We start from the raw sequence: 22062 nt of genomic DNA on the forward strand, positions 1-22062 counted from the left end.
GATGATGGGCCAGGCCGTCGACGCCGCGTGAAATGGAGATTCTACGATTACGTCTTGAGCTTCCATCAGCTGGAAGCCCTAGGGTCGTAGCGACCCGGACGCAATCCCGCCAGATACGAGGACGCACCGCACCATGTCGAACGATAGAAGCCAAGTCGGCTGGATCACTACAGATACGCTGGGTCCGAGTGCCATCGGTTCGGGGTTGTTCCTCGTATTTGCGCCCGTTCACCTTTGGGTGCCCGAACAGGTCTCGGTCGCAATCGCGGCCCTGACACTGGCCGTGATCGGGGGCGCCTATATCGGTTTCGGCGCCTCCTCTGGCTTGGCCCGGCAGTTCTGGTTGGAATTCGGGGCCGCTGCCTTCTACGCGTTTGTGGCGCTTGTTGGTCTGCTCTGGTCCCCGCTCGCGTTGCCGCTGGGACTGGCGGCGCATGCGGCCTGGGACCTGCTGCACAGTATTAGCGCCTTCGGTGCACCGGTGCCGAAATGGTACATTCCCTACTGCGTGGTCTTCGATCTGCTGGCCGCCGGTTTTCTCCTCATCCTTTATCTACCGTGAGGGCGGTCAGGTGGCACAGGGCATCACGGTTGGAACAGGCGCAAAAATCGTCCTCGCGGTCGCGCTCGTGGCCGCTGCGGCGGCGCTGTTCCTTGGGCCCTTATCAGGCTTCGAGGAAGACCTCAGCGGCGAGCGGATATCGGCCTCTGTGAGCGCCGCCGGCGCATGGGGGCCGATCGTCATCATCGCCCTCATGACGATCGCCATCGTCGCCACGCCGATCCCAAGCGCACCTATCGCCTTGGCGGCAGGTGCCGCATACGGACATACGATCGGCACCATTTACATCGTCATCGGCGCCGAACTCGGCGCCTTGGCGGCCTTCGCTCTGGCACGGTTCCTGGGGCGCGATGTGCTGACCAGAAGGTTGGGCGAGACGGTGGACAAGGGCTGGCTCGGATCGCAGAACGCGCTGGCCCTGACCGTGTTCGCCAGCCGGCTGATGCCGTTTATCTCGTTCGACATCGTCAGCTACGCTGCCGGTCTCAGCTGCCTGCATTTCTGGCGTTTCGCTGTAGCGACGCTTGCCGGCATCATCCCAGCCAGTTTCGTTCTCGCGCATTTCGGTAACGAGGCGGTGAGCGGCGAGCCCGGGCGAGCCGCCTGGGCCGCTGTCGGGCTGGGGGCACTGACGCTGACCCCCCTTATCGTCGGGGCGATCCGCGAGCAGCGCGGAAGGAAGGCTCGCTCATGACCGCGACCCCCAGGCCCGACGCGCGCCCGTCCCCGGGCTGGAGAGCCGTTCGCGCGCTGATCCGCCGCGAGCTGTTGCGGACTTGCCGCTGGCAACTGGGCAATCGGGCATTGCACCTTGCGGATGGCGAAAAGGTGCGCTGGCTGCCTGAAGACATCGAGCGTTTTCTCGTCACGCTCGATCGTGCAGCGGAAGAGATGCGGGAGATTGCCGGATTGCAGACCCTGCCCGATTGCGGCAGCCGGCTGATGGTGGAGCTTGCCATCTACACCGTCGCCGCCGATGCGCGCTCTGCGGCGCCCCGGGGCCGAGACGGGGTGCGCGCACGCGGTCGTCACCGATGTCGGTTGGGAACTCTACCGCCGGATGCTGCGCCTGTCGTCGCTGTCCGCGCGACTCTTCAGCCGCGATCCCGGGCGCAGGCTGCGCTGGACGATCCGGGCGCTGCTGGTGTTTCCCTTCCACCCGGTCGGCGCCCCGGGCCTTGCTGCGCGCGTCTTTCGCGATGGCGACGACCTGCAAACGCATTTCGCACATGCCCGCCGCAAACATTTGCCCGGGCGGCCGCAGCGCATCGCGCGGAGCCCGAACTGCTGGAAGCCTTTCGCGAAAGTTGGAGCCTCAACGACCGGCCCGGCGCTAATCTCATCGCCGGGGATGGCAAGCGGGGGCATTCCCGCAGACCGCAGACGCTCTCGGCCGGGAAGGCACGCGCATCCAAAAAGGGAAATGTCTAGATGAAATCTGAATACAAGGCGAACAGTATAAGCCTCGCGGATGCCATCGCGATGGGGACGGGCGTGATGATCGGTGCCGGTATATTCGCGCTGACCGGACAGATCGCACAGCTTGCCGGACCGCTCTTTCCGCTGTCCTTCATCGCCGGTGCGCTTGTCACTGCGTTCAGCGCATCTACCTACGTCAAGATGTCCAATGTCTACCCTTCGGCCGGAGGCATCGCGATGATTCTGCAGAAGGCCTATGGCCCGACGACCGTCGCCGCGGGGGCCGCGTTGCTCATGGCCCTATCGATGGTCATCAACGAAAGCCTCGTTGCGCGGACTTTCGCCACATATTCTTTGGAGGGATTAGGCGTCGAGCAGACCAACTGGTTGGTTTCTACCCTCGGTGTGGGTCTGATTGTGTTTGCCTATCTCATCAACGCTGCCGGCAACCGGTCGGTTGGGTTGTTCTCGATCGTCATGGCTATCCTAAAGGTGGGAGGTATCACGCTTTTCGGGGCGGCGGCGCTCTGGGCAGGCGGTATTTCGTTCGAGGCGGCGACGGACGGGCAATCGACGCAAATCACCGGCTTCGTGGCCTCCGTTGCGCTTTCGATCCTCGCTTTCAAAGGGTTCACCACGATCACCAATAGCGGTGCCGAAGTGACCAATCCGAACCGTAATATCGGTCGGGCCATCGTTGCGTCCATCGGCATCTGCGTTATCGTTTATCTTCTCGTCGCCTTCGCCGTCGGTTCCAGTCTTAACCTTGAAGAGATCATCGCTGCAAAAGACTATGCCCTTGCTGAAGCCGCAGGGCCGACCTTGGGCCGCAAGGGCTTCTACCTGACTGTCCTACTGGCCATCGTCGCCACGTCCTCAGGACTGATCGCGAGCATTTTCGCGGTCTCTCGAATGCTTGCCATGCTGACCGACATGAAACTGATCCCCCACAGCCACTTCGGCATGCCGGGTGCGATCCGAGACCATACTTTGGTCTACACCGTGGTTATCGCCAGTTTCCTAGCGGTGTTCTTCGATCTCAGCCGGATCGCCTCGCTCGGTGCGTTCTTCTATCTGGTGATGGACATCATCATCCATTGGGGCGTGTTTCGGCACCTGCGACAGGAAATTGGTGCCGTGGGGGCTATTCTGCTCAGCGCGATCGCGCTCGACATCGTCGTGCTAGCGGCGTTTGCCGCTCTGAAATGGCAGAGCGATCCGCTGATCGTGCTGGTGTCCGTCGGGATGATGGCAGCTGTCTTTGCCTTCGTGGGGCTCTTTCTCCGCCGCCGCCCGCCGCAGGAGGCACACTCCCAATCTCACTCGAAAATGTAGGAGAGAATCCGATGCTGACCGCCGCATTGCCCTTTCCCGACATCGGCCACGAAGTCTTTTCGTTCGATATCTTCGGATTCCACCTCGCGCTGCGCTGGTATGCGCTCGCGTATATCGTCGGCATACTCATTGGCTGGCGTATTTGCGTTCGGGCCGCCAGGCGGCCCGCAATCTGGCCGAGCGCGGGGGCGCCGATGAAGCCCGCACAGGTCGACGACCTTCTGACATGGATCATCCTCGGCGTCATCATCGGGGGGCGCCTCGGCTATGTCCTATTCTACCAGCCGCAATACTACCTGCAAAACCCGTCAGAGATCCTGATGGTGTGGCAGGGTGGCATGTCCTTCCACGGCGGGTTTCTCGGGGTGACGGTTGCGGCTCTCGTTTATTGTCTGCGCTGGCGTTTGCCATTACTGAGCACGGCGGATCTCTTGGCGCTGGCGACGCCGCCGGGGCTCTTTCTCGGGCGTCTCGCGAACTTCACGAATAACGAGCTTTGGGGCCGCCCCACCACAATGCCCTGGGGGGTCGTCTTTCCGGGCGAAGCCGCGCAGACCAGCCCCGGCATCGAGGGGCTCTGCGCGAGGCACCCGTCGCAGCTTTACGAAGCGTTGCTCGAAGGAATGGTGCTGTGCATCCTTATGCTGGTTCTGGCATGGCGAAAGGGCTGGCTGAAAAGGCCCGGTGCCCTGACAGGGGTGTTTCTTGCGGGCTATGGCATGTCCAGGGCCTTCGTCGAGTTCTTCAGGCAGCCGGATTTGCAATTCGTAAGTGAGGATAACCCAATCGGACACGCCCTGCATTTCGGAACCTGGGGACTAACGATGGGGCAGGCGTTGTCGCTGCCAATGATCTTTGCCGGACTGGCATTGATCTGTTGGGCTTTTCGCATGCAACAGCGAGATCGCGACCAGAAGACAACCGAGACATTGTAAGTTTCGATCCGCTCGAACCTATGCAATGAAACGCTGCGCGCCGTTTATCCCAAAACGAGAATCAAGTCATCCGACAGCGAAAGGTCCGGAATGTGAAGGTTCTCTGGTGCGGGTCCTTTTCTGATGCGCCCGGCGGTGTCATAATGCGAGCCGTGGCAAGGGCAAAACCAACCTCCAAAATCGCCGGAGCCGTTTCCAAGCGGAACGCATCCCAAGTGAGTGCAAACGCCAATCATGACCAAATACTCTTCGCGGCCGGGAACTGCCCGGTGCTCATCGGTCGCCGGCACGTCCCCGTCGAAGTTGGGGTTTCTTGCGATCGCATCAGGTAGGTCGGCGACACTTTCGGAACGCGCCGCAGAAATTTCCTCTTCAGTTCGATAGCGGATGAACACCGGTTTTCCCCGCCACTTCAAAGTGAGTTGCGTGCCGGGTGTCAGCTTGGAAATATCCACGCGGATACTGAGCAAAGCTCTGACATCAGCGGCAGGGTTCATCTGGTTAACAAGCGGCCAGATGGCCGCGCCCGTGACTACGGCCCCTGCCCCGGCAGTTGCATAATATAGGAAATCGCGTCGCTCTGCATGGTCAATAGACTTTGTCGTAGCTCCTCTTAGGGGATTTCAGCACTGGAAGCTCAAGCAGATTCTTGTAACAGACTGTATCGCTACCGGCCTGAACGGTATTCCGGGGGGCGTGGAAAGGTAGTGCACAGCAATCAACAAGCTCAGATGTCGCGACTGCTTGACTCGGCATTTTCTTCGGCGTTCAAACCTGCAAAACCCCAAACATCCTTACGACTTCCTTCGACGACGAAATTGATGTAAGCGAGTCTGGCTTGTAGATATGCCGTTACTCGCGGGACATTTTCTTTAACCTCCCAGGTTTGGGAAGAAGGAGATGTTCATGACCAAAGATCAACGCGAGATCCAACGCAAGTTGCGGATACTGCGACATGCGGAGGAGATCGGTCACGTCGCGAGGACTTGCCGCTATTTCGGGATAGGTCGATCCAGCTTCTACCGTTGGCGTCAAGCCTATGCGGAGCGTGGCGAAGCTGGCCTGATCAACGCGCCGCCCATTCCCAAGTGGCATGCCAATCGGACGCCGCCTGAGCGCGAGAACAAGGTACTTTATCTTCGGCGCAAGTATCACCTCGGCCCGATGCGGATCGTCTGGTACTTGGAGCGCTATCACGACATCAAACTGTCTGACGCCACGGTTTCGCGCATCCTGCGCCGCCATGGGCTGAACCGCCTCCCTCGCGGCACTCGCATGCGCAAGGTTCACACCAAACGTTATCAGAAGCAGGTACCCGGCCATCACATCCAGATGGATGTTAAGTTCCTGACCTTCATTGACTAGAAAGGTGAGAAGGTACGCCGGTTCCAATACACCGCCATCGATGACGCAACGCGGGTTCGGGCGCTGAAGATTTACGAAAAGCACACCCAAGCCAATGCAATCAACTTTGTTGACCACGTCGTTGAAAAGTTCCCGTTCCGCATCCGCGAAATCAGGACGGATAATGGCCATGAGTTCCAGGCCAAATTCCATTGGCATGTCGAGGATCTTGGCATCCGCCATGCTTACATCAAGCGCGGGACGCCGCAGCTGAACGGTAAGGTGGAACGGTCACACAGGTCGGATGGGCAGGAATTCTACCAGTTGCTGAGCTACAAAGGCGATGTCGATCTTGAAGCAAAGTTGGGCGAATGGGAGCGCTTCTACAACTTCCACAGGCCGCATGGCGCACATAACGGAAAGACGCCTTACGAAGCGCTCAGAGAGAAGCTATAATCAACAAACGGGATGTCCCACGAGTAACCGCACCTTACAATCATCCAGATCTCGCGCCCTTTCATGCGACCCATCGCCGTCTGAATGCCAGTATCGATGGCTTTGGTGGCGTTGACTACGCCAAGAAACCCACCCAGCAGGAGCACAAACAGCGCTACATCAATTGCGTTCGCCGCATAACTGTCCGGGTCATAGAATCCTGCCACGGGAGCTAGCATGACTTCGACAAAGCCCTGCGGATTGGGATCGACGGTCTGGTAGGTTCCCGGCACGGCGACTTCACGCCCGACCTCTTCGTTCATCGCACGATCATATTGTCCTGCGGGGATGATCCAGGTCAGGGCTGCGACAATGATGATTAAGACAAAAAGGATCGAGTACGCGGTCGGAAACCATGACGATACGCCATCACTGTGTGATTCCCTATCGGTTGGATTGTCGCTCATGGGTCCGCTCCCGTCTTGTCATTGAGTTGCGTCATGTGTCTGCGTGAGGTTTGGCAAGAAGGCGGGAACACGCGCGGCATACGCGTCGAACCTGTCTCCGAACGCGGCCCGGGTTTCCCGCTCCTCTGCGCGAGCAAGCCGCACGTACATCCAGATCAACACCGGATACATTGCCAGTGTCAGCAATGTCGGCCACTGGACCAGAAAGCCGTTCAAAACGAGGATGAAGCCCACGTATTGCGGATGTCGGACGCGCGAATAGGGACCACTGGTAGCCAGCGTGCCGTTCCGTTGGGCTTGGTAGAGCACTCGCCAGGCAGCCGAGATCATCCAGAACCCAAGCCCGATCAGAACGAAGCTCAGGATGTGGAAAGGACCAAAATGGGGATTCGCCTGCCAGCCGAAGAGCATTTCCGGAAGGTGGCCGGCATCGTGCGAAAACCAGTCAATGCCCGGATATGAGGTCTGCAACCAACCGGACAGCAGATAAATCGTGAAAGGAAAGCCATACATTTCAGTAAACAGCGCAACGAGAAACGCGCTGAAAGCTCCAAAGCTGCGCCAGTCGCGCGCCGTTTGCGGCTTGAAGAAGCTGAATGCAAAAATGATGAAAATGGCCGCATTCAGCAGGGCAAATATCCACAGCCCATATCCTGAATCATGCATCATGACTTGTCACCTCCGCCATGACCCCCGTGCCCACCATGCATGAAGAGATGCATTACGACGCATCCAAGAAGAAGCAGCGCGAGAAACCCATTGCCGCCGAAAATATGGACACGATGTTCGAATGCGAGGAGGAACGCTCCAATCCCCAGAGCAATCAGAAGAAAGACGCCTGTGCGAGATTTCCAAAAGCCCTTTTCCTGATTGTCGTGGTTATGATTGTGCTCAGTCATTTACTTTGATCCTGTTGCTGTCGAAGGGAGAAATTGTCTGCCGTCATTGGCTCAGAACTTCAGTCGTCTCAGCCTCAAGGAGTTCAGCACAACCGACAGCGATGACGCACTCATCGCGAAAGCGGCGAAGATGGGGCCGATCAGGATGCCGAAGAATGGATAGAGTACGCCCGCGGCGATCGGCACGCCCGAGGCGTTGTAGATAAGCGCGAAGAACAGGTTCTGGCGGATGTTGCGCATCGTGGCCTGGCTCAGCTTTCGGGCGCGCACGATGCCGTCCAGGTTGCCTTTGACCAGAGTGAAGCCCGCGCTCTTGATAGCGACGTCTGCGCCGGTGCCCATGGCAATGCCGACATCGGCCTGTGCCAGCGCCGGGGCATCATTGACCCCGTCGCCCGCCATCGCGACTTTCCGACCCTGCTCCTGCAATTCCTTGATGATCCGGGCCTTGTCCTCGGGAAGGACATCGGCGCGGATTTCGTCAATGCCAAGGCGGTTCGCGACGGCCAGCGCGGTGCGCTCGTTATCGCCGGTGGCCATGATGATGCGGAACCCCAGTTCGTGCAGCGCCTCGAGGGCGGTGGGCGTGGTCTCCTTCACCGGGTCGGCCACGCAGACGAGCCCGGCGATCGTGCTGTCGAACACGATGAACATGACGGTCTCACCCTCGTCGCGCCGCGCATTGGCGGCATCCACCAGGGCACCGCTATCCAGCCCCATGTCTCGGATCAGCGCCGCATTACCCAAGGCAACTGCCTTGCCATCGACGCGGCCCTTGACGCCCTTGCCGGTCACCGCCTCGAAATCCTCGGCCTTTGCGAAATCCACGCCGCGTTCCTCTGCACCACGCACGATAGCCTCGGCCAGTGGGTGTTCCGACCCACGTTCGAGCGAAGCGGCGAGACGCAGCACCTCGGCCTCGTCATGGCCGTCTTCGGGCAATACCGCCACCAGCCTGGGCTTGCCTTCGGTCAGGGTTCCCGTCTTGTCCACGATCAGTGTGTCGATCTTCTCGAACCGTTCCAGTGCTTCGGCGTTCTTAATCAGCACACCCAACTGCGCCCCCGTACCCGTCGCGGTCATGATCGACATCGGCGTGGCAAGGCCAAGCGCGCAGGGGCACGCGATGATGAGCACCGCCACCGCCGAAACAAGGCCATAGGCCATGGCCGGGTCCGGTCCCCAGATCGACCAGACGACGAAAGACACGATGGCGACCGCTATGACAGCCGGCACGAACATGCCTGCCACCTGATCGGCATATTTCTGGATCGGCGCGCGGCTGCGCTGCGCATCGGCGACCATCTGCACGATCTGGCTGAGCATCGTGTCAGCGCCGACGCGCGTGGCTTCGATCACGAGGCTGCCGGTGCCGTTGATCGTGGCGCCGGTGACGGGTTCGCCGGCGACTTTCTCGACGGGAACAGGCTCGCCGCTGATCATCGACTCGTCCACCGAGGAGCGCCCTTCGACGACGACCCCATCGACCGGCACCTTATCGCCGGGCCGGACACGCAGGTGATCGCCCAGTTGCACCTGCTCGAGCTCGATCTCTTCCTCGGTTCCATCGGGGCGGATCACCACCGCTGTCTTCGCAGCCATGTCCAAGAGGGCGCGAATCGCCTTTCCGGTACCTTCGCGGGCGCGCAGTTCCATGACCTGCCCAAGAAGAACCAGCGTGACGATCACGGCGGCGGCCTCGAAGTAGACACCGACGTTGCCGTTCTCATCGCGGAAACCCGCTGGGAATATCTGGGGCGCAATGACCGCAAGGATACTGAATATGTAGGCCGCGCCCACGCCCATCCCGATCAGACTGAACATGTTCAGGTTCATCGTTCGGAAGGAGTGGTAACCGCGCACGAAGAACGGCCAGCCCGACCACAAAATCACCGGCGTCGACAAGGCAAGTTCCAGCCAGAGAGATGTCCGTTCGCCCAGCAATTCCATGAAATAGGTGAAACCGACGAACGGCCCCATCGCGAGGACCAGGACCGGGATGGTTAGAACGGCACCGACCCAGAACCGCCGGGTGAAATCGACCAGTTCGGGGTTAGGGCCTTCGTCCTCTGCGCTGACGGTCTCGGGCTCCAGCCCCATACCGCAGATCGGACAGGAGCCGGGGCCGGGATGTCTGACTTCGGCGTGCATCGGGCAGGTATACACCGTGCCGGCGTAGCCTTCGGGCACGGTGTCGTATTCACCCCCCTTGACCCCCGCTGTTGCGGCGCCGTGGGCGTGACTGTGGCCGGAGTGATCATGGCCGTGATGGGCGTGGTCCGCGGCCTCGCCCTCGGGGACCAGGAACATGCCGCATTTCGGGCATTTCCCTTCTTCGGTGCCACGTATCTCGGGGTGCATCGGGCAGGTGTAGACTGTGCCGGTGTGGCCTTCCGGAACCGTGTTGAAAGTTTCCGGGTCGTCAGCCTCCCTTACTGGCTGGCCTTTGCTGTCGTTCATTTTGCGTCCTTTCCTGTCCCGTTCCGTCGAGATGCTGTCTATCCCCGATCCGAGATCTCAAAAATGTGCCCGTGGCCGGCTGAAATCAGGTGTCTTCGCTGACCTGTTTTCAGACAGGCATGTTTTTCAGCTCTTCCATCTGCCTCGCTGCCACATTCTTCGGCTATGACCCATGCCGGAGCGGGCCGGACAACATCGGCAATTCATGTCCTTTTCCTTCCCGAAAAGAAGTTGAACGTCGGCACGAAGATCACGGCGATGTACCAGCCATAGGCAAAGCTCTCGACCAGCCCCAGAAAGGCGCTCGACCAGCTGATCCAGGCCACGCCGGGCAGAAGTGGTAGCCAGGCTTGATACATGGTGGCGGTCGGGAACAGCAGGCCGAAGATAACGCAAAGCACGAAGCTGATCGCCAACAGAGTCCCAAGGGCCATGCCTAAGGGATAGATGCGAACAGGTGTGCGATCAGACATAATTTCTCCTTCCAAACTCTTTGGGGATGTCTCGCTGGGGAGATGACTGCACCCACAGCCAAAGAGGTGTCACGAGGTTTCCTGTATCGTTTTGTCACGATGGGTGCCGAAGATGGCTCCCGATGTGTGATCTTGTTCGAGGGGAATCCGGATGGCTATATCGCGATTTCCCCATGCGTAAGACGAGTGGGCGAGAAACAGGGCACAGAGTCCTGCAAAGGCGCTTAGCGAAATCATGACTATGTTGTCCTTCTTTTGGATGAATGTTGAAAAGTTACCGGCCTAACCTTCTCGCTACGCGAGACCGTGACGCGGTCGATCTCAATTATTGCTGCAGCAGCATCTCCCGCAGCGTGCAGCGGTCGATCGGGCCTCGGGCCGGACTTCGGTGGCTAGACTGACAGAACTGCCGCCACAGCACCCACCGGGCTTTGCGGTTTGGGTTTTATCGTTTTGGATGGTATTTTGAGCCATCTTTTTCTCCTTCAATCCTGGTTTCATATTGAAGACGCCTGCCACGTCATTTCATTACAGGGAAATCGGTGGATTTCGCGACCGATCCAGCGGGTCACTTCGTTCCGCTTTTCAGCAACAGATCGGGCGCGAGGCTTTAGGGCGGAATATCGAGATTTCGCGGCGCGGCATCTTTTCGAGTTCGGTCCGACTGATCGCAATGCGATCCGTGGCAAGGGCCAAACCATCCGCCGAACCCTCAAGCGCTAGAGCTATCCTGACCGACCGGCACACACCCCAATTGGGTGTACACAACTATCACGACCACCCACTCACCTCCCTCGCCAGCCGACCTCTTTTGATCGCGCGCCAGCATCACCCGGTCTTTGTTGGAGTTATCCTCAATGGCATCAATCGGATCAACTAGCTCTTCGAGATCTGTCGCGCGCGCCCCGGAAATCACCTCAGGCGAACGCCGCCATATGAAGGCGGGCTTGCCTGCCCAGTCATCCGTGATCCTGGACCCTACCGCTACGTCCGTCAGATCGAAGATACTGGTCGATTGGCTGATGACATCTACCGAAGGGTTCATGGAATTGATCAGCGGTCAGACCGCAGCGGCCCTTGCGACTACTCCGGTGGCTGCAGCGGCATAGTAGAGAAAGTCTCGCCGACGGCTGCGTTTGGGACACCAATTGTCTGTTTTGAATTGGACATCTTGTTCCCCGTCGCTTGCTGTTGGTCGAGTTCACGACGGCCATTAGCCGCAGCGCTGTTCGTTTGGTTTTTGCTGCTATCAGGCCGCTACTTCCGTAGCTTTGAATTGCTGGTCTCATTTGAAACAACAGGAGACGGTCTTTCGGTATCTAGCAGCAGAACCACGAGTTCGGTCGCCATATCGCGACGTAATCCGGCAAGGAGGTAGGCGCAGTCCTTGGGCCCGAGGCCCAAAATTCTGGCCGCTTCAACCAGACTCTGGCCGTCACTTTCGATCCGCCGAAAGAGTTCTTGGGAAACCGGCGCATCGGCATGGTGCGAATGCGACGCGCATGCGCAGCCCATCCGGTGAACGAGACTAAACAACTCCGTTGAGGCGGCGAGGCGCTTATGGATTGCCGGATCCGATGTATTGTCCTCTCCGCTGATCATTTTGGTGTCTCCCGCCATGATGCCCGGATATGGGCTTTCACGGAAGTCGACGCTTCCTGGCAGAAACCATTACAAGCTGGGCCTATTCACCCAGCATTAGTTGGATGCGTCCTTGGGAGCACAGTGGGTCTGATCCTCGGGGTTTTCGCAGCCGATCGGAGGGCAGTAGCAGTCATCCCAACCTGTCTTGCAACACTTGCCACAATGACCCGTCAGCGCATCGCGCAAGGCCGCGCGGGCACGATGCAGACGCACGCCAAGCGCGTTGCGGGTCAGGTCCATGTCGACGGCGACCGCAGCACGGTCCTCCTCTCCGAAGTCGATCCGACGAATCAATTCTGCATCTGCATCCCGCAGCGCCGGGATCAGACCATCCAGGCAACGGCAAAACTGCGCCATCTGTGCGGGGGCATCATCAGCCAGTGCCTCGGGTTCACTGCCATACGCTTCGGCGAGGCGCCCCCGGCGAGCCACCTTACGGAAATGATCGTTCATCGTCGATCGCAAGATGGCGTAGAGCCAGGAATCCATTCGCTCCACATCTCGCAGCTGGTCTTTGCGCGTCAGCACCCGAACGCAGAATTCCTGCAAAATATCGTCCGCATCCGCCTTGTTGCCCAAACGGCGCACCAGAAATCCCAGAAAGGCTTGCCTACCCTCTGCAAGCGCGATCTCGGCCGGGTCGTGGTCGTGGGCGGGTTCCCGTGTTTCTTTGTCTGGCTCCGTCATATCTCATCCCTCCATTTCATTGAGATGCGAGCACATTGCATTAAGTTCGACAAAACGCGGCACTCAAGTTCGTTCATCGAAGGTGACGGATAAACGACCGGTTCTCGGTTGCTTTGGAGGGTTGCGTCTTCAAACCTCATTGAGTGTCCGTTCCTTTCCGCAGTGAACCATCGCTATTCCTAAAAATATCATAACGATGCCTGCAATTTGTAACACAGAGAGCCACTCACCATAGACCACGATACCCAAGGTCAGTCCAAAAACCGGAATGAGAAAACTGAAGGCATTGGCACGATTCAATGGAACTGTTTCAAGCGCTGAGAACCACAGCCAATAGACAAGTGCCGATCCTGCCATCGCCAGGACGAGAAGCGACGCGATGAATGCGGGCGCCCAGTTAATTGTAGTTGGCTCCTCCATGGATATCGCCGCAATGACGAGTGGTACGCTACCTAACAGCATCTGCACGCCCATTGCCGAAAGGCTGTCCACCTTTCCTGCAATGGATTTTATCAGGACGTTGCTAAGCGTAACGCCAGCGGCTGCAAGAATGATGTACAAAACGCCAATGGCATAACTCTCGTTCCCGTCTGTCAGAAAATCCGGCAGGGCAATTAGCACAATCCCCGCAAATCCAGCAAACAAACCTGCGCTACCAATTAAGGACAGCTTTTCCCCGAGCCAGAACGCCGCGAGGACAGCTGCCAGAAGAGGTTGCGTGTTCGCTATTACTGTCGCAAGTCCCGGTGAGACAAACTCTGCCGCATGAAACATCCCGAGAAAGCCAAGACTCGTCGCACCGAAGCCAACTCCCGCTAGCGTCAACCAAACTCGGTGCCCTCGCGGAAACGGTCGCCCTAAGATCAACGCCAAAACTGTAAGCACGCCGCCTGCGAGGAGCGCCCTCATGGCGGCAAAAGTTAAATGAGGCGAGTATTCGAGCCCGGCCACGATGACCGGGAAGCACAAGGCCCAGAGCACCATCGCAAGGACAATCTTCAGGGCCGCTACTGGTGTCATGTGTGGTCCTTTCATCGAACCGGCTCACGTTCATTCTGTCTACGATCTACAGGATCAAGCGTCAGATACCGAAGAAACCTGTCACCAAATGTAACCAGGTCGACTTCTGCGACAGACCATTACACGACAAGTCCGGGCGCCTGTTGCGCGACACGTCGCGTTTGCCATGTTGGACCTACAACACGCCAAAAATGGAGGCTTACAATGAAACGCAACACCACGCTCATTCTCGCAACCGCATTTGCTACGGCTCTCGGCGGCGCAGCGCTCGCGGACATGGGATATGTAACCGGGCATCATGATCTGCCCGACCGCGATAACAACATCCACATGAACGATACGATGCGCGGCCATTTCGATCACGCCGATCAAAACAAGGACGGCAAGGTCACGCGCGCGGAGATGGAGGCCCATATGGAGGCTGCATCAGAGTTCAAGAGCATGTTCGAAGAGCGCTTTGACAATCCGCAGCGAGGCCAATGAAGCTATACAACAGGCGCTCTGGCTGACAAAGGAAAGTCAAATTCTCTGCAGCTTAAACACGACTGTGGCGCTCAAAATGCGCCGCAGTCAGCTGAAGTCTCATAACGGCTATGGCCTTCTTTTCGTCCGTGCTTCGCCTCGCGATAGAGAACGCTAAGTCGACGCGATTCACCGATTCCGGTTTCGGATAGCGTCGGAAATCAACACGGAAACCTATGCGAAAACAAGGAGCGACCCTATGAGATTGCCGTTACTAGCAATCGGTGCAGTAGTACTCACTAGCAGCGCTGCAATAGCCGATGTCTACATTCCGGAAGAAGAACTCGGAACAGTACTTCATCTGAACGAAGCCTTTGAGGTTGTTGGCCGCATCGAGGGTCTCGACAACGTTCACGGACTGGCCGGCGCAACAAACCGCGGCATCCTGGTTGCCGGTAGTCTTACGGAAACCGAAGTCGGCATGGTGCCCAAGCCTTCCGTAGTTTCTGAGGAGGATCACGCAGCCCACCACGGAGGCGGAGAAGATGCCGGCCCGGCCACTTCGAGTCTGATCACCTTGGTCGACGCGGACAGTCATGAAATCCTGCGTCGCATCGAAGTTCCCGGAATCGTTCACCATGTCGGGGTTTCGTCGGATGAACGCTTCGCCGCGGTGACGCATCCTGGACTCGATCCTGTTTCGCTGATCGACCTGGAACGCGGTGAGGTTACTGCGACCGTCGCCACGGGTCCGACCCCGGAATATGTAATCGCCGATCCAAAGAAGGGCTATTTCTTCGTTTCCAACGCCGGGAATGACACGATCAGCGAACTCGAGCCTAAAGACGGGATTGTTACGCGCAACTACAAACTGCAAGGTCCACCCAAGCACATGGTGCTGGATGCCGGGGCCCGTCAATTGATTGTCAGCGAGTCTGACGTCGGCAAGGTTTCAATTGTCGATGCCGACAGTGGTGAAACTCTTGATACGTTTGAACTTGGAGGAAACCTGCACGGCGTTGCAGCCGATAAAGATACAATCTGGTCGAGTGCACGCGAGCGTATTCTTGTGGTACGCATTGACCGCGCAACAGGTGAGCGTGTGGAAGTCAACATCGGACCCGAACCCTATCACATGGTGCGCGTGGACGATGTGCTTCTGGTAAGCAGCACATCCAAGAACGAGCTATGGGTTCTCGACCCGAAAACGCTTGATCTTCTCACGACTGTCAAGACCGACAGCACGGGGCATCAATTCGTTCAAATACCATAGGTTCAGACGATTTCAGCCAAAGCGGACACTGCAGTTTAGGTCCGCCACTATGCAAGATTGCTGACGAAATAGTTGAGCTGATCAGTTAGTGCGAAATCAGCAATTGCAACGCTGCGGTGTGTACAACAGCCCTGCTGGCAATCTAGGCTGAAACAAAGCACCACGCCGTTCCGGAAATAAGGGCCGTGACGGCGTGGCTAGTTTAGTCAACTCTGAAAAACTTGTAGCGGCTCAGCTGCTTGAGATAGCTTCCTTCAATCAAAAGCTAAGCCTGCGAGAGGAGAATTCGATCACGCTCTTGTTCAGCAAGCCACCCTGCCCTTTTGTGAGAGTTCTTCACAACTAAAATCCTGGATCAGCAAACTCCCCGAGCAGGGCGTTTCGCTTGAACCATTTGTCACGTTCATCGTGGGCTTCAACCTCCTCGCGCGACACCATGCCGTCCTGATTGCGGTCTATGTGCCGAAAGTGGCCTTTCATTGTATCTCCCGAATGGGTGGCATCACCTCGCTTGGGCAGTTCGTGATGCCCGGTACCGTAGCCGTTGTCTGCCAAGACAATACCACCAGCAGACACCGCGACAGTTGTACAAAAAATCAGTGCCAGTTTACGTCTCATTCACTTTCTCCTTTTCTCCTACATGAATTGTTTGCCGATGAAGTATGACTTGGGTTGGGAACGCTGCTAACGGCACGTTTGTATCAATCTGTCGCAAAGTGTGGCTTTGTTACATTAAGTGACAAATTTTCTCGGCAGCGATCCTTTCATCGCTTAGGTACAAAAGATGATAAAATCTCCGCACATACTTCTGGTCGATGACAGCGCCGAAATTCGCAAAGCGGTTGCGCGATACCTGGAAAAGAATGACATGCGCGTGACGACGGCGGTCGACGCTTCCCAGATGGATAGTCTACTCAAGATTGGCCGCTATGACCTTATTGTCCTCGACGTGATGATGCCAGGCGAAGACGGGATATCGGTCTGTCGTCGTCTGTCCACCACAGGGCTGGCCCCAATCCTCATGTTGACAGCGCTTGGCGAGGAAATGGACCGCATCATCGGCCTCGAAGTCGGTGCGGATGACTATTTGCCCAAGCCCTTCAACCCTCGCGAGCTACTGGCGCGGATAAAGGCAATTCTGCGCCGCGCGCAGAAACCGGAAGCGCTCGCCGGGAGTCTTACGGGCAGCAGGGTTAGGTTCGCGGACTGGACGCTCGAAACCGATACGCGCCGCCTTTTCGCAGAGGACGGCCGCGAGGACGTACTGACGACATCAGAATTCAAACTTCTGACGATCTTGCTCGAGCGCCCGCGTATCGTGATGAGCCGAGAACAGCTTTTTGATCTGACAGTCGGACGAACACCGGCCGCTTTCGACCGGACGATTGACAACCAGATTAGCCGCCTCAGGCGGAAGATCGAGTACAACCCAGGTCGTCCGAAGATCATCACAACGGTTCGAAACGGGGGCTATTGCCTTTCAACGGATGTCGAGGTGCAGCAGTGATCCGCAAGCGGCTGGATAGTCTACGCGTCCAGCTTCTGTTGCTCATCATCGGTAGTCTCGCCGTCGCCCAGGCGATTAGCATTTGGCTGTTCGTGGACGAGCGCAGTCTCGCCGTGCGTGCTGCTATAGGGGCAGAAGCGGCCGGGCGCGCGGCGAATGTGGCCCTGCTACTCGAACAGGCTCCAACGGACTTGCGAGCCTCCATTCTTCGAGCTGCAGACTCGCCGCTGGCACGGTTTCGGATCAACCCGCAGGCGGCTGTTGATCATCTTGATCACCGCGCCGGAGGAGCTGTCGAAGCGCGCGTCAGGTCATTGTTTAGCCCTGAAGACAGTCGCGAAATCCGAGTAGAATTGCATGAGTTTGAGCGCGCATTCCCACCAATGAGTTCAGTGCCGCCGCAAATAGTCGCAGAGCACAAGCAGATGATGCATGACAAGATCTCAGGGCTTGAATTAACATTATCTATCGCGCTTGAAGATGGCACATGGCTGAATGTCGATACGCGCTTTCAGCGACCGCCGCTACAGTGGCCAATCTTTTCTGCGGTGAGTTTTGGTTTCACGGCGGCGTTCCTGATCGGTGTTGCTTGCTGGTACTTGCTTGCTCGCCTGACCTGGCCGTTAAGGCGCTTGGCGCAAGCCGCAGACAGGCTTGGGAGGGGAGAGGAAAACAAGCCACTCCCAGTCGCGGGACCAAGCGAAGTCAGAGAACTGACGGATACCTTCAATCACATGCAGGAGAGACTGGTGCGCACGGTTGCTGACAAGACGCGTATAATGGCCGCTCTGGGTCACGATTTGCGTTCGCCACTGACCGCATTGCGGGTTCACGCAGAGATGGTGGATGAGGAAGAGACGCGTGACGCCTTGGTGAAATCCATCGAGGAAATGCAGGAAATGGTCGAGCGCACACTGGCTTTTGCTCGAGGCATGGCAATAAGTGAACCTCCTGAAACAATAGAATTCGGGGAATTTCTCACTGAGCTGAAGTGTGACATGCTCAACGCATTCCGACTCGAAACGGACACACCGCTTCGGGTGAGGCTTCGGCCTCAATCCATGCGCCGAGCTTTGCGGAACGTCATAGAAAATGCAGTACGTTACGGCGACGATGTCGAGGTCACGTATAGCCGCGAGTATGACAGGGCATCAATCTGGGTTCGTGATCATGGTCCCGGCATCCCGGAGACGCAGCTAGAAGAGGTTTTCGAACCATTTTTTCGGGTCGAGACGTCACGCTCACGCGAGACGGGTGGCACCGGTCTCGGCCTGTCAATCGCACGCACTATCCTGCGCTCGCATGGCGGCGATATAACTTTGCAGAACCACCCGGACGGCGGGCTTCTTGCGCGACTCGATTTGCCGTTTTCACAAAGTTCCAACCAGCAAGAAAAGACAGTATCATGAATGCCTATATGACGGTCAAATCCAGCGTAATCGCTCTGTTCGCGGGCACAGTCTCGGCCCTCGCGGATCCAGGCGGCATTGCTGATAACACCTTTGGACACATGATGTGGGGAGATGGTCATGGTTGGTGGGGAGGTTTCGGCATGATCCTTTTCTGGGGGGTGATTATCGCGGTTACCGTATTCTTCTTCCGTATGCTCACCAGCAACCGTTTGGGCGAAACTCGCGATGCGATGGAGATCCTCAAGGAACGCTATGCACGCGGTGAGATCGACGAAGATGAGTTTCGGCGCCGCAAGCAAGAACTCCAAGGCTAAGCCATCATGCCCTTTCCCGCTTCGCCGAAATGACCTCCCAGACATCATGCCAAAGGCGCGAGTATGAACGTGTTGCTCGAGAAGCCAACAGATACGCGACCTGCCACAGCATAAAACAAAACCGGCGCAAGTGTGACCGCACAGCAGACTCATATCCCAAAGTTCATCATGTTACTTGAATTGGAAAGCTCTACTCGTGATTTGGCCATTTTCATAATGTCGAGGCCCCGTAATTCGAAACCCTGCTAAAGGCTTATCCTGCAGGGAGGTGAGCGATACAAACCGTTACGTATTTCACGGAGTTTTCATCCCGACCATTCTTGACCTTCCAGTGCGGGAAGGCGGTTCAAGAGTCCCATTCAAGGATCGAATGCGCGGAGACGGACGATGGAAGACAAGACCCCCAGGGCAATAAGACGCCGAGGCTTTCTATTCTTTTCGGTTGGAGGGCTCGTTGCTCTTGCGGCACCATCGGTGTTGCGTGCCCAAGAGTTCGGACTCGGTTCGCCGGAATATTTCGTCATTCCGGTTGCATCGCTGGCAGGATCACTTTGACGCGCTCGGCAAAGGAATTCTGCTTTCCGATACCAACACCAGAGTTCTTCAGCACTGGACCGCGGATGGGGAGATGCGCATCTACCCCACATCGGTTCCTAAGGGCGACGAACTCACGCGGCGTGGCTATAGCGAGATCGTCTACAAGGACGATGCGCCGGATTTGGTGCCCACCACGTCGATGCGCGAGCGCGATCCGTCTTTGCCGGCATATGTCGCCCCCGGCCCCGAGAACCCGCTGGGCGTGCGCGCCATGCATCTGACCTGGCAGTACTACCGCATCCATGGGACCGGCGACACGCGCAAGATCGGTCGCAAATCCTCCAGCGGCTGCATCGGTCTCTACAACGAAGATATCATCGAAGTGTTCGACAGGACTCCAATCGGCACCCAAGTCAAACTTATCTGAAGTAAGGATCAAATGAACAAGACAGTTCTAGCCATTCTGGCCTTCTTCGTGTTGGGCGGCGCAGTAGTCTACTGGAAAATCGCGCAGCAACCCCAGCAGGGGATGGGCCATTCGGTGGTACCTCCCGACACCAGTGATCTGGAATCGGGCGCCCCCATGGTCGAAGTTTCGCTGCCGGCGGAGCTTTCGGACCAGGCGCAGATGGGCAAGCGGGCCTACGAGGCGAAATGTGCGGAATGTCACGGCAAGAACGCCGCAGGCCAGAACGAGGTCGCACCACCACTCGTGCACAAGATCTACGAACCGAACCACCATTCCGACATGGCGTTCGTGATGGCCGCGAAAAACGGTGTGCGCGCGCATCACTGGAATTTTGGAAACATGCCGCCGGTCGAAGGTTTGACTGATGGCGACGTCGAGTTGATCGCACGCTATGTACGTGAATTGCAGACGGAGAACGGGATCAACTGAGCCTTGGGCAGGTTCCGGGTGCCCACTCTCACTATCCGGCCTGATCTTCCGATTTTCAGATCTGATTGCCGGCGCCATAATTGCCGCGATTGAAACACAGGATTCTCCATGCCGACGCGACGCGATTTTCTCATGCAGGGGGCGGCTATCGCCGCGGCGCTTGCCCTTCCAAAGCGGCTTTATGCCGCAACGTCAGAGTTCCAATCCCTGGACGCACGCACGGCCAGCGTTCAATTGGCGCCGGAAGACTATCCCAAGACCGAAATCTGGGGCTATGGCGGCGCGATGCCCGGCCCTCAAATGCGTCTTCAGCAGGGTGCGCGGCTGCAACGCCGCTTCATGAACGCACTGCCCCAGGCAAGCACGGTGCATTGGCACGGGGTTCGCATAGACAATGCGATGGATGGTGTTGCCGGGCTGACCCAGCCCGCGGTCGAGCCGGGGCAAAGCTTCGACTATGATTTTACCGTGCCGGATGCCGGAACCTACTGGTATCACGCGCATAACCGCTCGACCGAACAGGTGGCGCGCGGGCTCTATGGCGCGTTGATCGTCGAGGAATCCGAGCCGCCGGACCTGGATCGGGAAGAGACACTGATCCTTGATGACTGGCTGCTCGACCCCGAAATGGCGCAGATCGCCCCGGACTTCACCTCGCGCCATGACCGCGGCCATGCCGGGCGGCGCGGCAATTTCATCGCCACCAACGGCCGGCACGACCTTTCCCTGGAGGTGCGCCAACACGAACGTCTGCGCCTGCGCCTCGTCAACGCGGCCAACGCCAGGATTTTCGTGCTGTCGCTTCATGGCATGGAGGGCTGGACGGTTGCACTGGACGGCATGCCACTGCCCCGGCCCGAGCCGCTCGCTGAGGCGCTGATCCTCGGCCCCGGTCAGCGGGCCGATCTGATCGTCGACGTGACCGCCGCGCCCGAGGAAACCGCCCATCTCGTTCGCCTCGACGATCAGGAGGCGGCCTCGCAGGTGGCTTTCACCGTGACTGGAAAGGCCTCGACCACGCGCCGGGATGCACCGGACGCGCTGCCACCCAATCCGGGGATGGAGGTGATCGGCCTCGATGACGCCAGGACCGTGCGGCTCGACATGCAGGGCGGCGCAATGGGCACGCTCGACAGCGCGTTTCTGAATGGCGAGAAGAAAAGCTTTCGTGAGTTGGTGGACGCCAACCAGTTCTGGTCTTTCAACGGGACAATCGGCATGAACGATACCCCGCTTGTCGATGTCGCGAATGGGGAAACGGTCAAGCTGCAGATCTACAACGAAACGTCCTTTCCTCACGCGATGCATCTGCATGCGCTGCATTTCCGCGAGATCAGCGAGGATGGCGGCCTAGGGCCCTTGCGCGACACGATCCTGATGTTCGGCGGCCAGACCCGCACGATCGGTTTCGTGGCCGACAATCCCGGCGATTGGCTGTTTCATTGCCACATGCTCAGCCACGCGGCCTCGGGCATGATGACCTGGATGAAGGTGACATGATGCGACGCTCGCTTGTCCTCTTTCTACTCGTGGTCGGCGCGGCTAGCGTTGGCGCCTGGATGATGGCGGGTAGTGGCACATCCGGCACCGCGACGTTGCGGCAGACGGTCGATCTGGCCGAGGGCGAAAAACTCTACCAGGAGTATTGCGCCTCTTGCCACGGCGCCGATCTCGAGGGACAGGTCGGATGGCGCTCGGCCGGAGAGGATGGCATCCTGCCCGCACCCCCGCATGACGAAACCGGTCACACCTGGCATCATCCTGATAGTGTTCTGTTCGACTATACCAAGCTCGGCGGAAAGAAGACTCTCGCGAAGCAGGGTGTGGATTTCCAAAGCGGCATGCCCGGTTTCGGTGACGAGCTGACCGATGCGCAGATATGGAACATCCTCGCCTTCATCAAATCCACATGGCCCGACCGTCAGAGAGAGGTCCAGGCCGCCCGCAGCGAGGCAGAACAGCAGAAACGAGGAAACTGA

At 58.1% G+C, this 22062-nt stretch carries 26 protein-coding genes and 2 pseudogenes; 16 read left to right on the forward strand and 12 right to left on the reverse strand.

Translation table 11 applies throughout. The features are described 5' to 3' along the window. Nucleotides 1–133 precede the first annotated feature (133 nt). From C2I35_RS22335 to lgt, 5 genes are read left to right on the forward strand one after another with little or no spacing between them, the layout of a single operon-like run. On the forward strand, nucleotides 134–562 hold the full coding sequence (locus C2I35_RS22335; protein WP_211286184.1) for a DUF6010 family protein: 429 nt from the start codon (nucleotides 134–136) through the stop codon (nucleotides 560–562). A gap of 10 nt (nucleotides 563–572) precedes the next feature. Next, a complete protein-coding gene (locus C2I35_RS22340; protein WP_425442941.1) occupies nucleotides 573–1256 on the forward strand; it encodes a TVP38/TMEM64 family protein in 684 nt (227 codons plus the stop codon). Beyond that, complete coding sequence (locus tag C2I35_RS21990; protein ID WP_146050084.1) at nucleotides 1253–1993, forward strand: hypothetical protein; 741 nt, start codon at nucleotides 1253–1255, stop codon at nucleotides 1991–1993. Before C2I35_RS22340 ends, C2I35_RS21990 begins: the two co-directional genes overlap by 4 nt. Further along, the gene (locus tag C2I35_RS18985) at nucleotides 1994–3316 is read left to right on the forward strand and encodes an APC family permease (RefSeq protein WP_103764599.1); all 1323 of its coding nucleotides are present in this window, start codon (nucleotides 1994–1996) and stop codon (nucleotides 3314–3316) included. It begins immediately after the preceding gene. A gap of 11 nt (nucleotides 3317–3327) precedes the next feature. Next, entirely contained in the window at nucleotides 3328–4251 is a 924-nt protein-coding gene (gene lgt, locus C2I35_RS18990) for a prolipoprotein diacylglyceryl transferase (RefSeq protein WP_103764600.1), read from the forward strand. A gap of 44 nt (nucleotides 4252–4295) precedes the next feature. Here the strand turns inward: lgt and petA are convergent, their stop codons facing one another. Then, nucleotides 4296–4844, reverse strand: a complete 549-nt coding sequence (gene petA / locus C2I35_RS18995) for a ubiquinol-cytochrome c reductase iron-sulfur subunit (RefSeq protein WP_103764601.1) — start codon at nucleotides 4842–4844, stop codon at nucleotides 4296–4298. A gap of 313 nt (nucleotides 4845–5157) precedes the next feature. Here petA and C2I35_RS19000 point away from each other — a divergent pair. Continuing rightward, nucleotides 5158–6051 (forward strand): annotated as a pseudogene (locus C2I35_RS19000) (IS481 family transposase). On the opposite strand, the gene C2I35_RS19005 reads toward C2I35_RS19000, so the two are convergent. The 10 genes and pseudogenes from C2I35_RS19005 to C2I35_RS19045 all read right to left on the reverse strand — a co-directional run bounded on the left by C2I35_RS19005 (nucleotide 6024) and on the right by C2I35_RS19045 (nucleotide 13680). Beyond that, nucleotides 6024–6497, reverse strand: a complete 474-nt coding sequence (locus tag C2I35_RS19005) for a hypothetical protein (protein WP_245890552.1) — start codon at nucleotides 6495–6497, stop codon at nucleotides 6024–6026. The pseudogene C2I35_RS19000 and the gene C2I35_RS19005 sit on opposite strands and share 28 nt — an antisense overlap. An 18-nt stretch (nucleotides 6498–6515) precedes the next feature. Further along, nucleotides 6516–7166, reverse strand: coding sequence for a methyltransferase family protein (locus C2I35_RS19010; protein ID WP_211286185.1), 651 nt, complete (start codon nucleotides 7164–7166; stop codon nucleotides 6516–6518). Then, the gene (locus tag C2I35_RS19015) at nucleotides 7163–7396 is read right to left on the reverse strand and encodes a DUF2933 domain-containing protein (protein WP_074940703.1); all 234 of its coding nucleotides are present in this window, start codon (nucleotides 7394–7396) and stop codon (nucleotides 7163–7165) included. Before C2I35_RS19015 ends, C2I35_RS19010 begins: the two co-directional genes overlap by 4 nt. Nucleotides 7397–7447: 51 nt before the next feature. Further along, nucleotides 7448–9856: a copper-transporting P-type ATPase gene (locus C2I35_RS19020; protein ID WP_274594366.1), complete on the reverse strand. Its 2409-nt coding sequence runs from the start codon at nucleotides 9854–9856 to the stop codon at nucleotides 7448–7450. Between the two features lie 203 nt (nucleotides 9857–10059). Then, nucleotides 10060–10329 carry a DUF5676 family membrane protein gene (locus C2I35_RS19025; protein ID WP_103764602.1) on the reverse strand — a complete coding sequence of 90 codons (270 nt, stop codon included), beginning with the start codon at nucleotides 10327–10329 and terminating at the stop codon, nucleotides 10060–10062. 712 nt (nucleotides 10330–11041) lie between these two features. Continuing rightward, complete coding sequence (locus tag C2I35_RS22695; RefSeq protein WP_338020436.1) at nucleotides 11042–11374, reverse strand: Rieske (2Fe-2S) protein; 333 nt, start codon at nucleotides 11372–11374, stop codon at nucleotides 11042–11044. A 15-nt stretch (nucleotides 11375–11389) separates the two neighbouring features. Then, nucleotides 11390–11455, reverse strand: a pseudogene (locus C2I35_RS22700) (ubiquinol-cytochrome c reductase iron-sulfur subunit N-terminal domain-containing protein); the annotation flags it as partial. A 131-nt stretch (nucleotides 11456–11586) separates the two neighbouring features. Then, on the reverse strand, nucleotides 11587–11931 hold the full coding sequence (locus C2I35_RS19035) for a hypothetical protein (protein ID WP_146050085.1): 345 nt from the start codon (nucleotides 11929–11931) through the stop codon (nucleotides 11587–11589). Between the two features lie 96 nt (nucleotides 11932–12027). Then, nucleotides 12028–12660, reverse strand: coding sequence for an RNA polymerase sigma factor (locus C2I35_RS19040; protein ID WP_103764604.1), 633 nt, complete (start codon nucleotides 12658–12660; stop codon nucleotides 12028–12030). 129 nt (nucleotides 12661–12789) lie between these two features. Next, entirely contained in the window at nucleotides 12790–13680 is an 891-nt protein-coding gene (locus C2I35_RS19045) for a DMT family transporter (protein WP_103764605.1), read from the reverse strand. 204 nt (nucleotides 13681–13884) lie between these two features. Here C2I35_RS19045 and C2I35_RS19050 point away from each other — a divergent pair, with 204 nt between their 5' ends. Next, the gene (locus tag C2I35_RS19050) at nucleotides 13885–14163 is read left to right on the forward strand and encodes a hypothetical protein (protein ID WP_146050086.1); all 279 of its coding nucleotides are present in this window, start codon (nucleotides 13885–13887) and stop codon (nucleotides 14161–14163) included. A gap of 238 nt (nucleotides 14164–14401) precedes the next feature. Beyond that, complete coding sequence (locus C2I35_RS19060; protein WP_146050087.1) at nucleotides 14402–15415, forward strand: YncE family protein; 1014 nt, start codon at nucleotides 14402–14404, stop codon at nucleotides 15413–15415. 342 nt (nucleotides 15416–15757) lie between these two features. Here C2I35_RS19060 and C2I35_RS21995 read toward each other — a convergent pair whose 3' ends face one another. After that, entirely contained in the window at nucleotides 15758–16033 is a 276-nt protein-coding gene (locus tag C2I35_RS21995; protein WP_146050088.1) for a hypothetical protein, read from the reverse strand. A 166-nt stretch (nucleotides 16034–16199) separates the two neighbouring features. On the opposite strand from C2I35_RS21995, the gene C2I35_RS19065 reads away from it, so the two are divergent. The 8 genes from C2I35_RS19065 (at nucleotide 16200) to C2I35_RS19095 (ending at nucleotide 22062) form a co-directional block, all read left to right on the forward strand. After that, the gene (locus tag C2I35_RS19065) at nucleotides 16200–16922 is read left to right on the forward strand and encodes a response regulator (RefSeq protein WP_103764609.1); all 723 of its coding nucleotides are present in this window, start codon (nucleotides 16200–16202) and stop codon (nucleotides 16920–16922) included. Continuing rightward, nucleotides 16919–18331 (forward strand): ATP-binding protein, encoded by a 1413-nt coding sequence (locus C2I35_RS19070; RefSeq protein WP_211286186.1) that lies wholly within the window; start codon nucleotides 16919–16921, stop codon nucleotides 18329–18331. Before C2I35_RS19065 ends, C2I35_RS19070 begins: the two co-directional genes overlap by 4 nt. Further along, nucleotides 18328–18648 carry an SHOCT domain-containing protein gene (locus C2I35_RS19075; protein WP_245890553.1) on the forward strand — a complete coding sequence of 107 codons (321 nt, stop codon included), beginning with the start codon at nucleotides 18328–18330 and terminating at the stop codon, nucleotides 18646–18648. Before C2I35_RS19070 ends, C2I35_RS19075 begins: the two co-directional genes overlap by 4 nt. A gap of 387 nt (nucleotides 18649–19035) precedes the next feature. After that, on the forward strand, nucleotides 19036–19203 hold the full coding sequence (locus C2I35_RS22755; protein ID WP_425442942.1) for a hypothetical protein: 168 nt from the start codon (nucleotides 19036–19038) through the stop codon (nucleotides 19201–19203). Between the two features lie 73 nt (nucleotides 19204–19276). Then, nucleotides 19277–19612 (forward strand): L,D-transpeptidase, encoded by a 336-nt coding sequence (locus C2I35_RS22760; RefSeq protein ID WP_425442943.1) that lies wholly within the window; start codon nucleotides 19277–19279, stop codon nucleotides 19610–19612. Nucleotides 19613–19624: 12 nt separating this feature from the next. Next, nucleotides 19625–20083, forward strand: coding sequence for a c-type cytochrome (locus C2I35_RS19085; RefSeq protein ID WP_103764610.1), 459 nt, complete (start codon nucleotides 19625–19627; stop codon nucleotides 20081–20083). Nucleotides 20084–20191: 108 nt separating this feature from the next. Beyond that, the gene (locus C2I35_RS19090) at nucleotides 20192–21583 is read left to right on the forward strand and encodes a multicopper oxidase family protein (protein WP_103764611.1); all 1392 of its coding nucleotides are present in this window, start codon (nucleotides 20192–20194) and stop codon (nucleotides 21581–21583) included. 59 nt (nucleotides 21584–21642) lie between these two features. After that, entirely contained in the window at nucleotides 21643–22062 is a 420-nt protein-coding gene (locus tag C2I35_RS19095) for a c-type cytochrome (RefSeq protein WP_425442947.1), read from the forward strand.

The sequence above is a fragment of the Roseovarius confluentis genome, from assembly GCF_002917925.1.
GTDB classification, from domain to species: Bacteria; Pseudomonadota; Alphaproteobacteria; order Rhodobacterales; family Rhodobacteraceae; genus Roseovarius; species Roseovarius confluentis.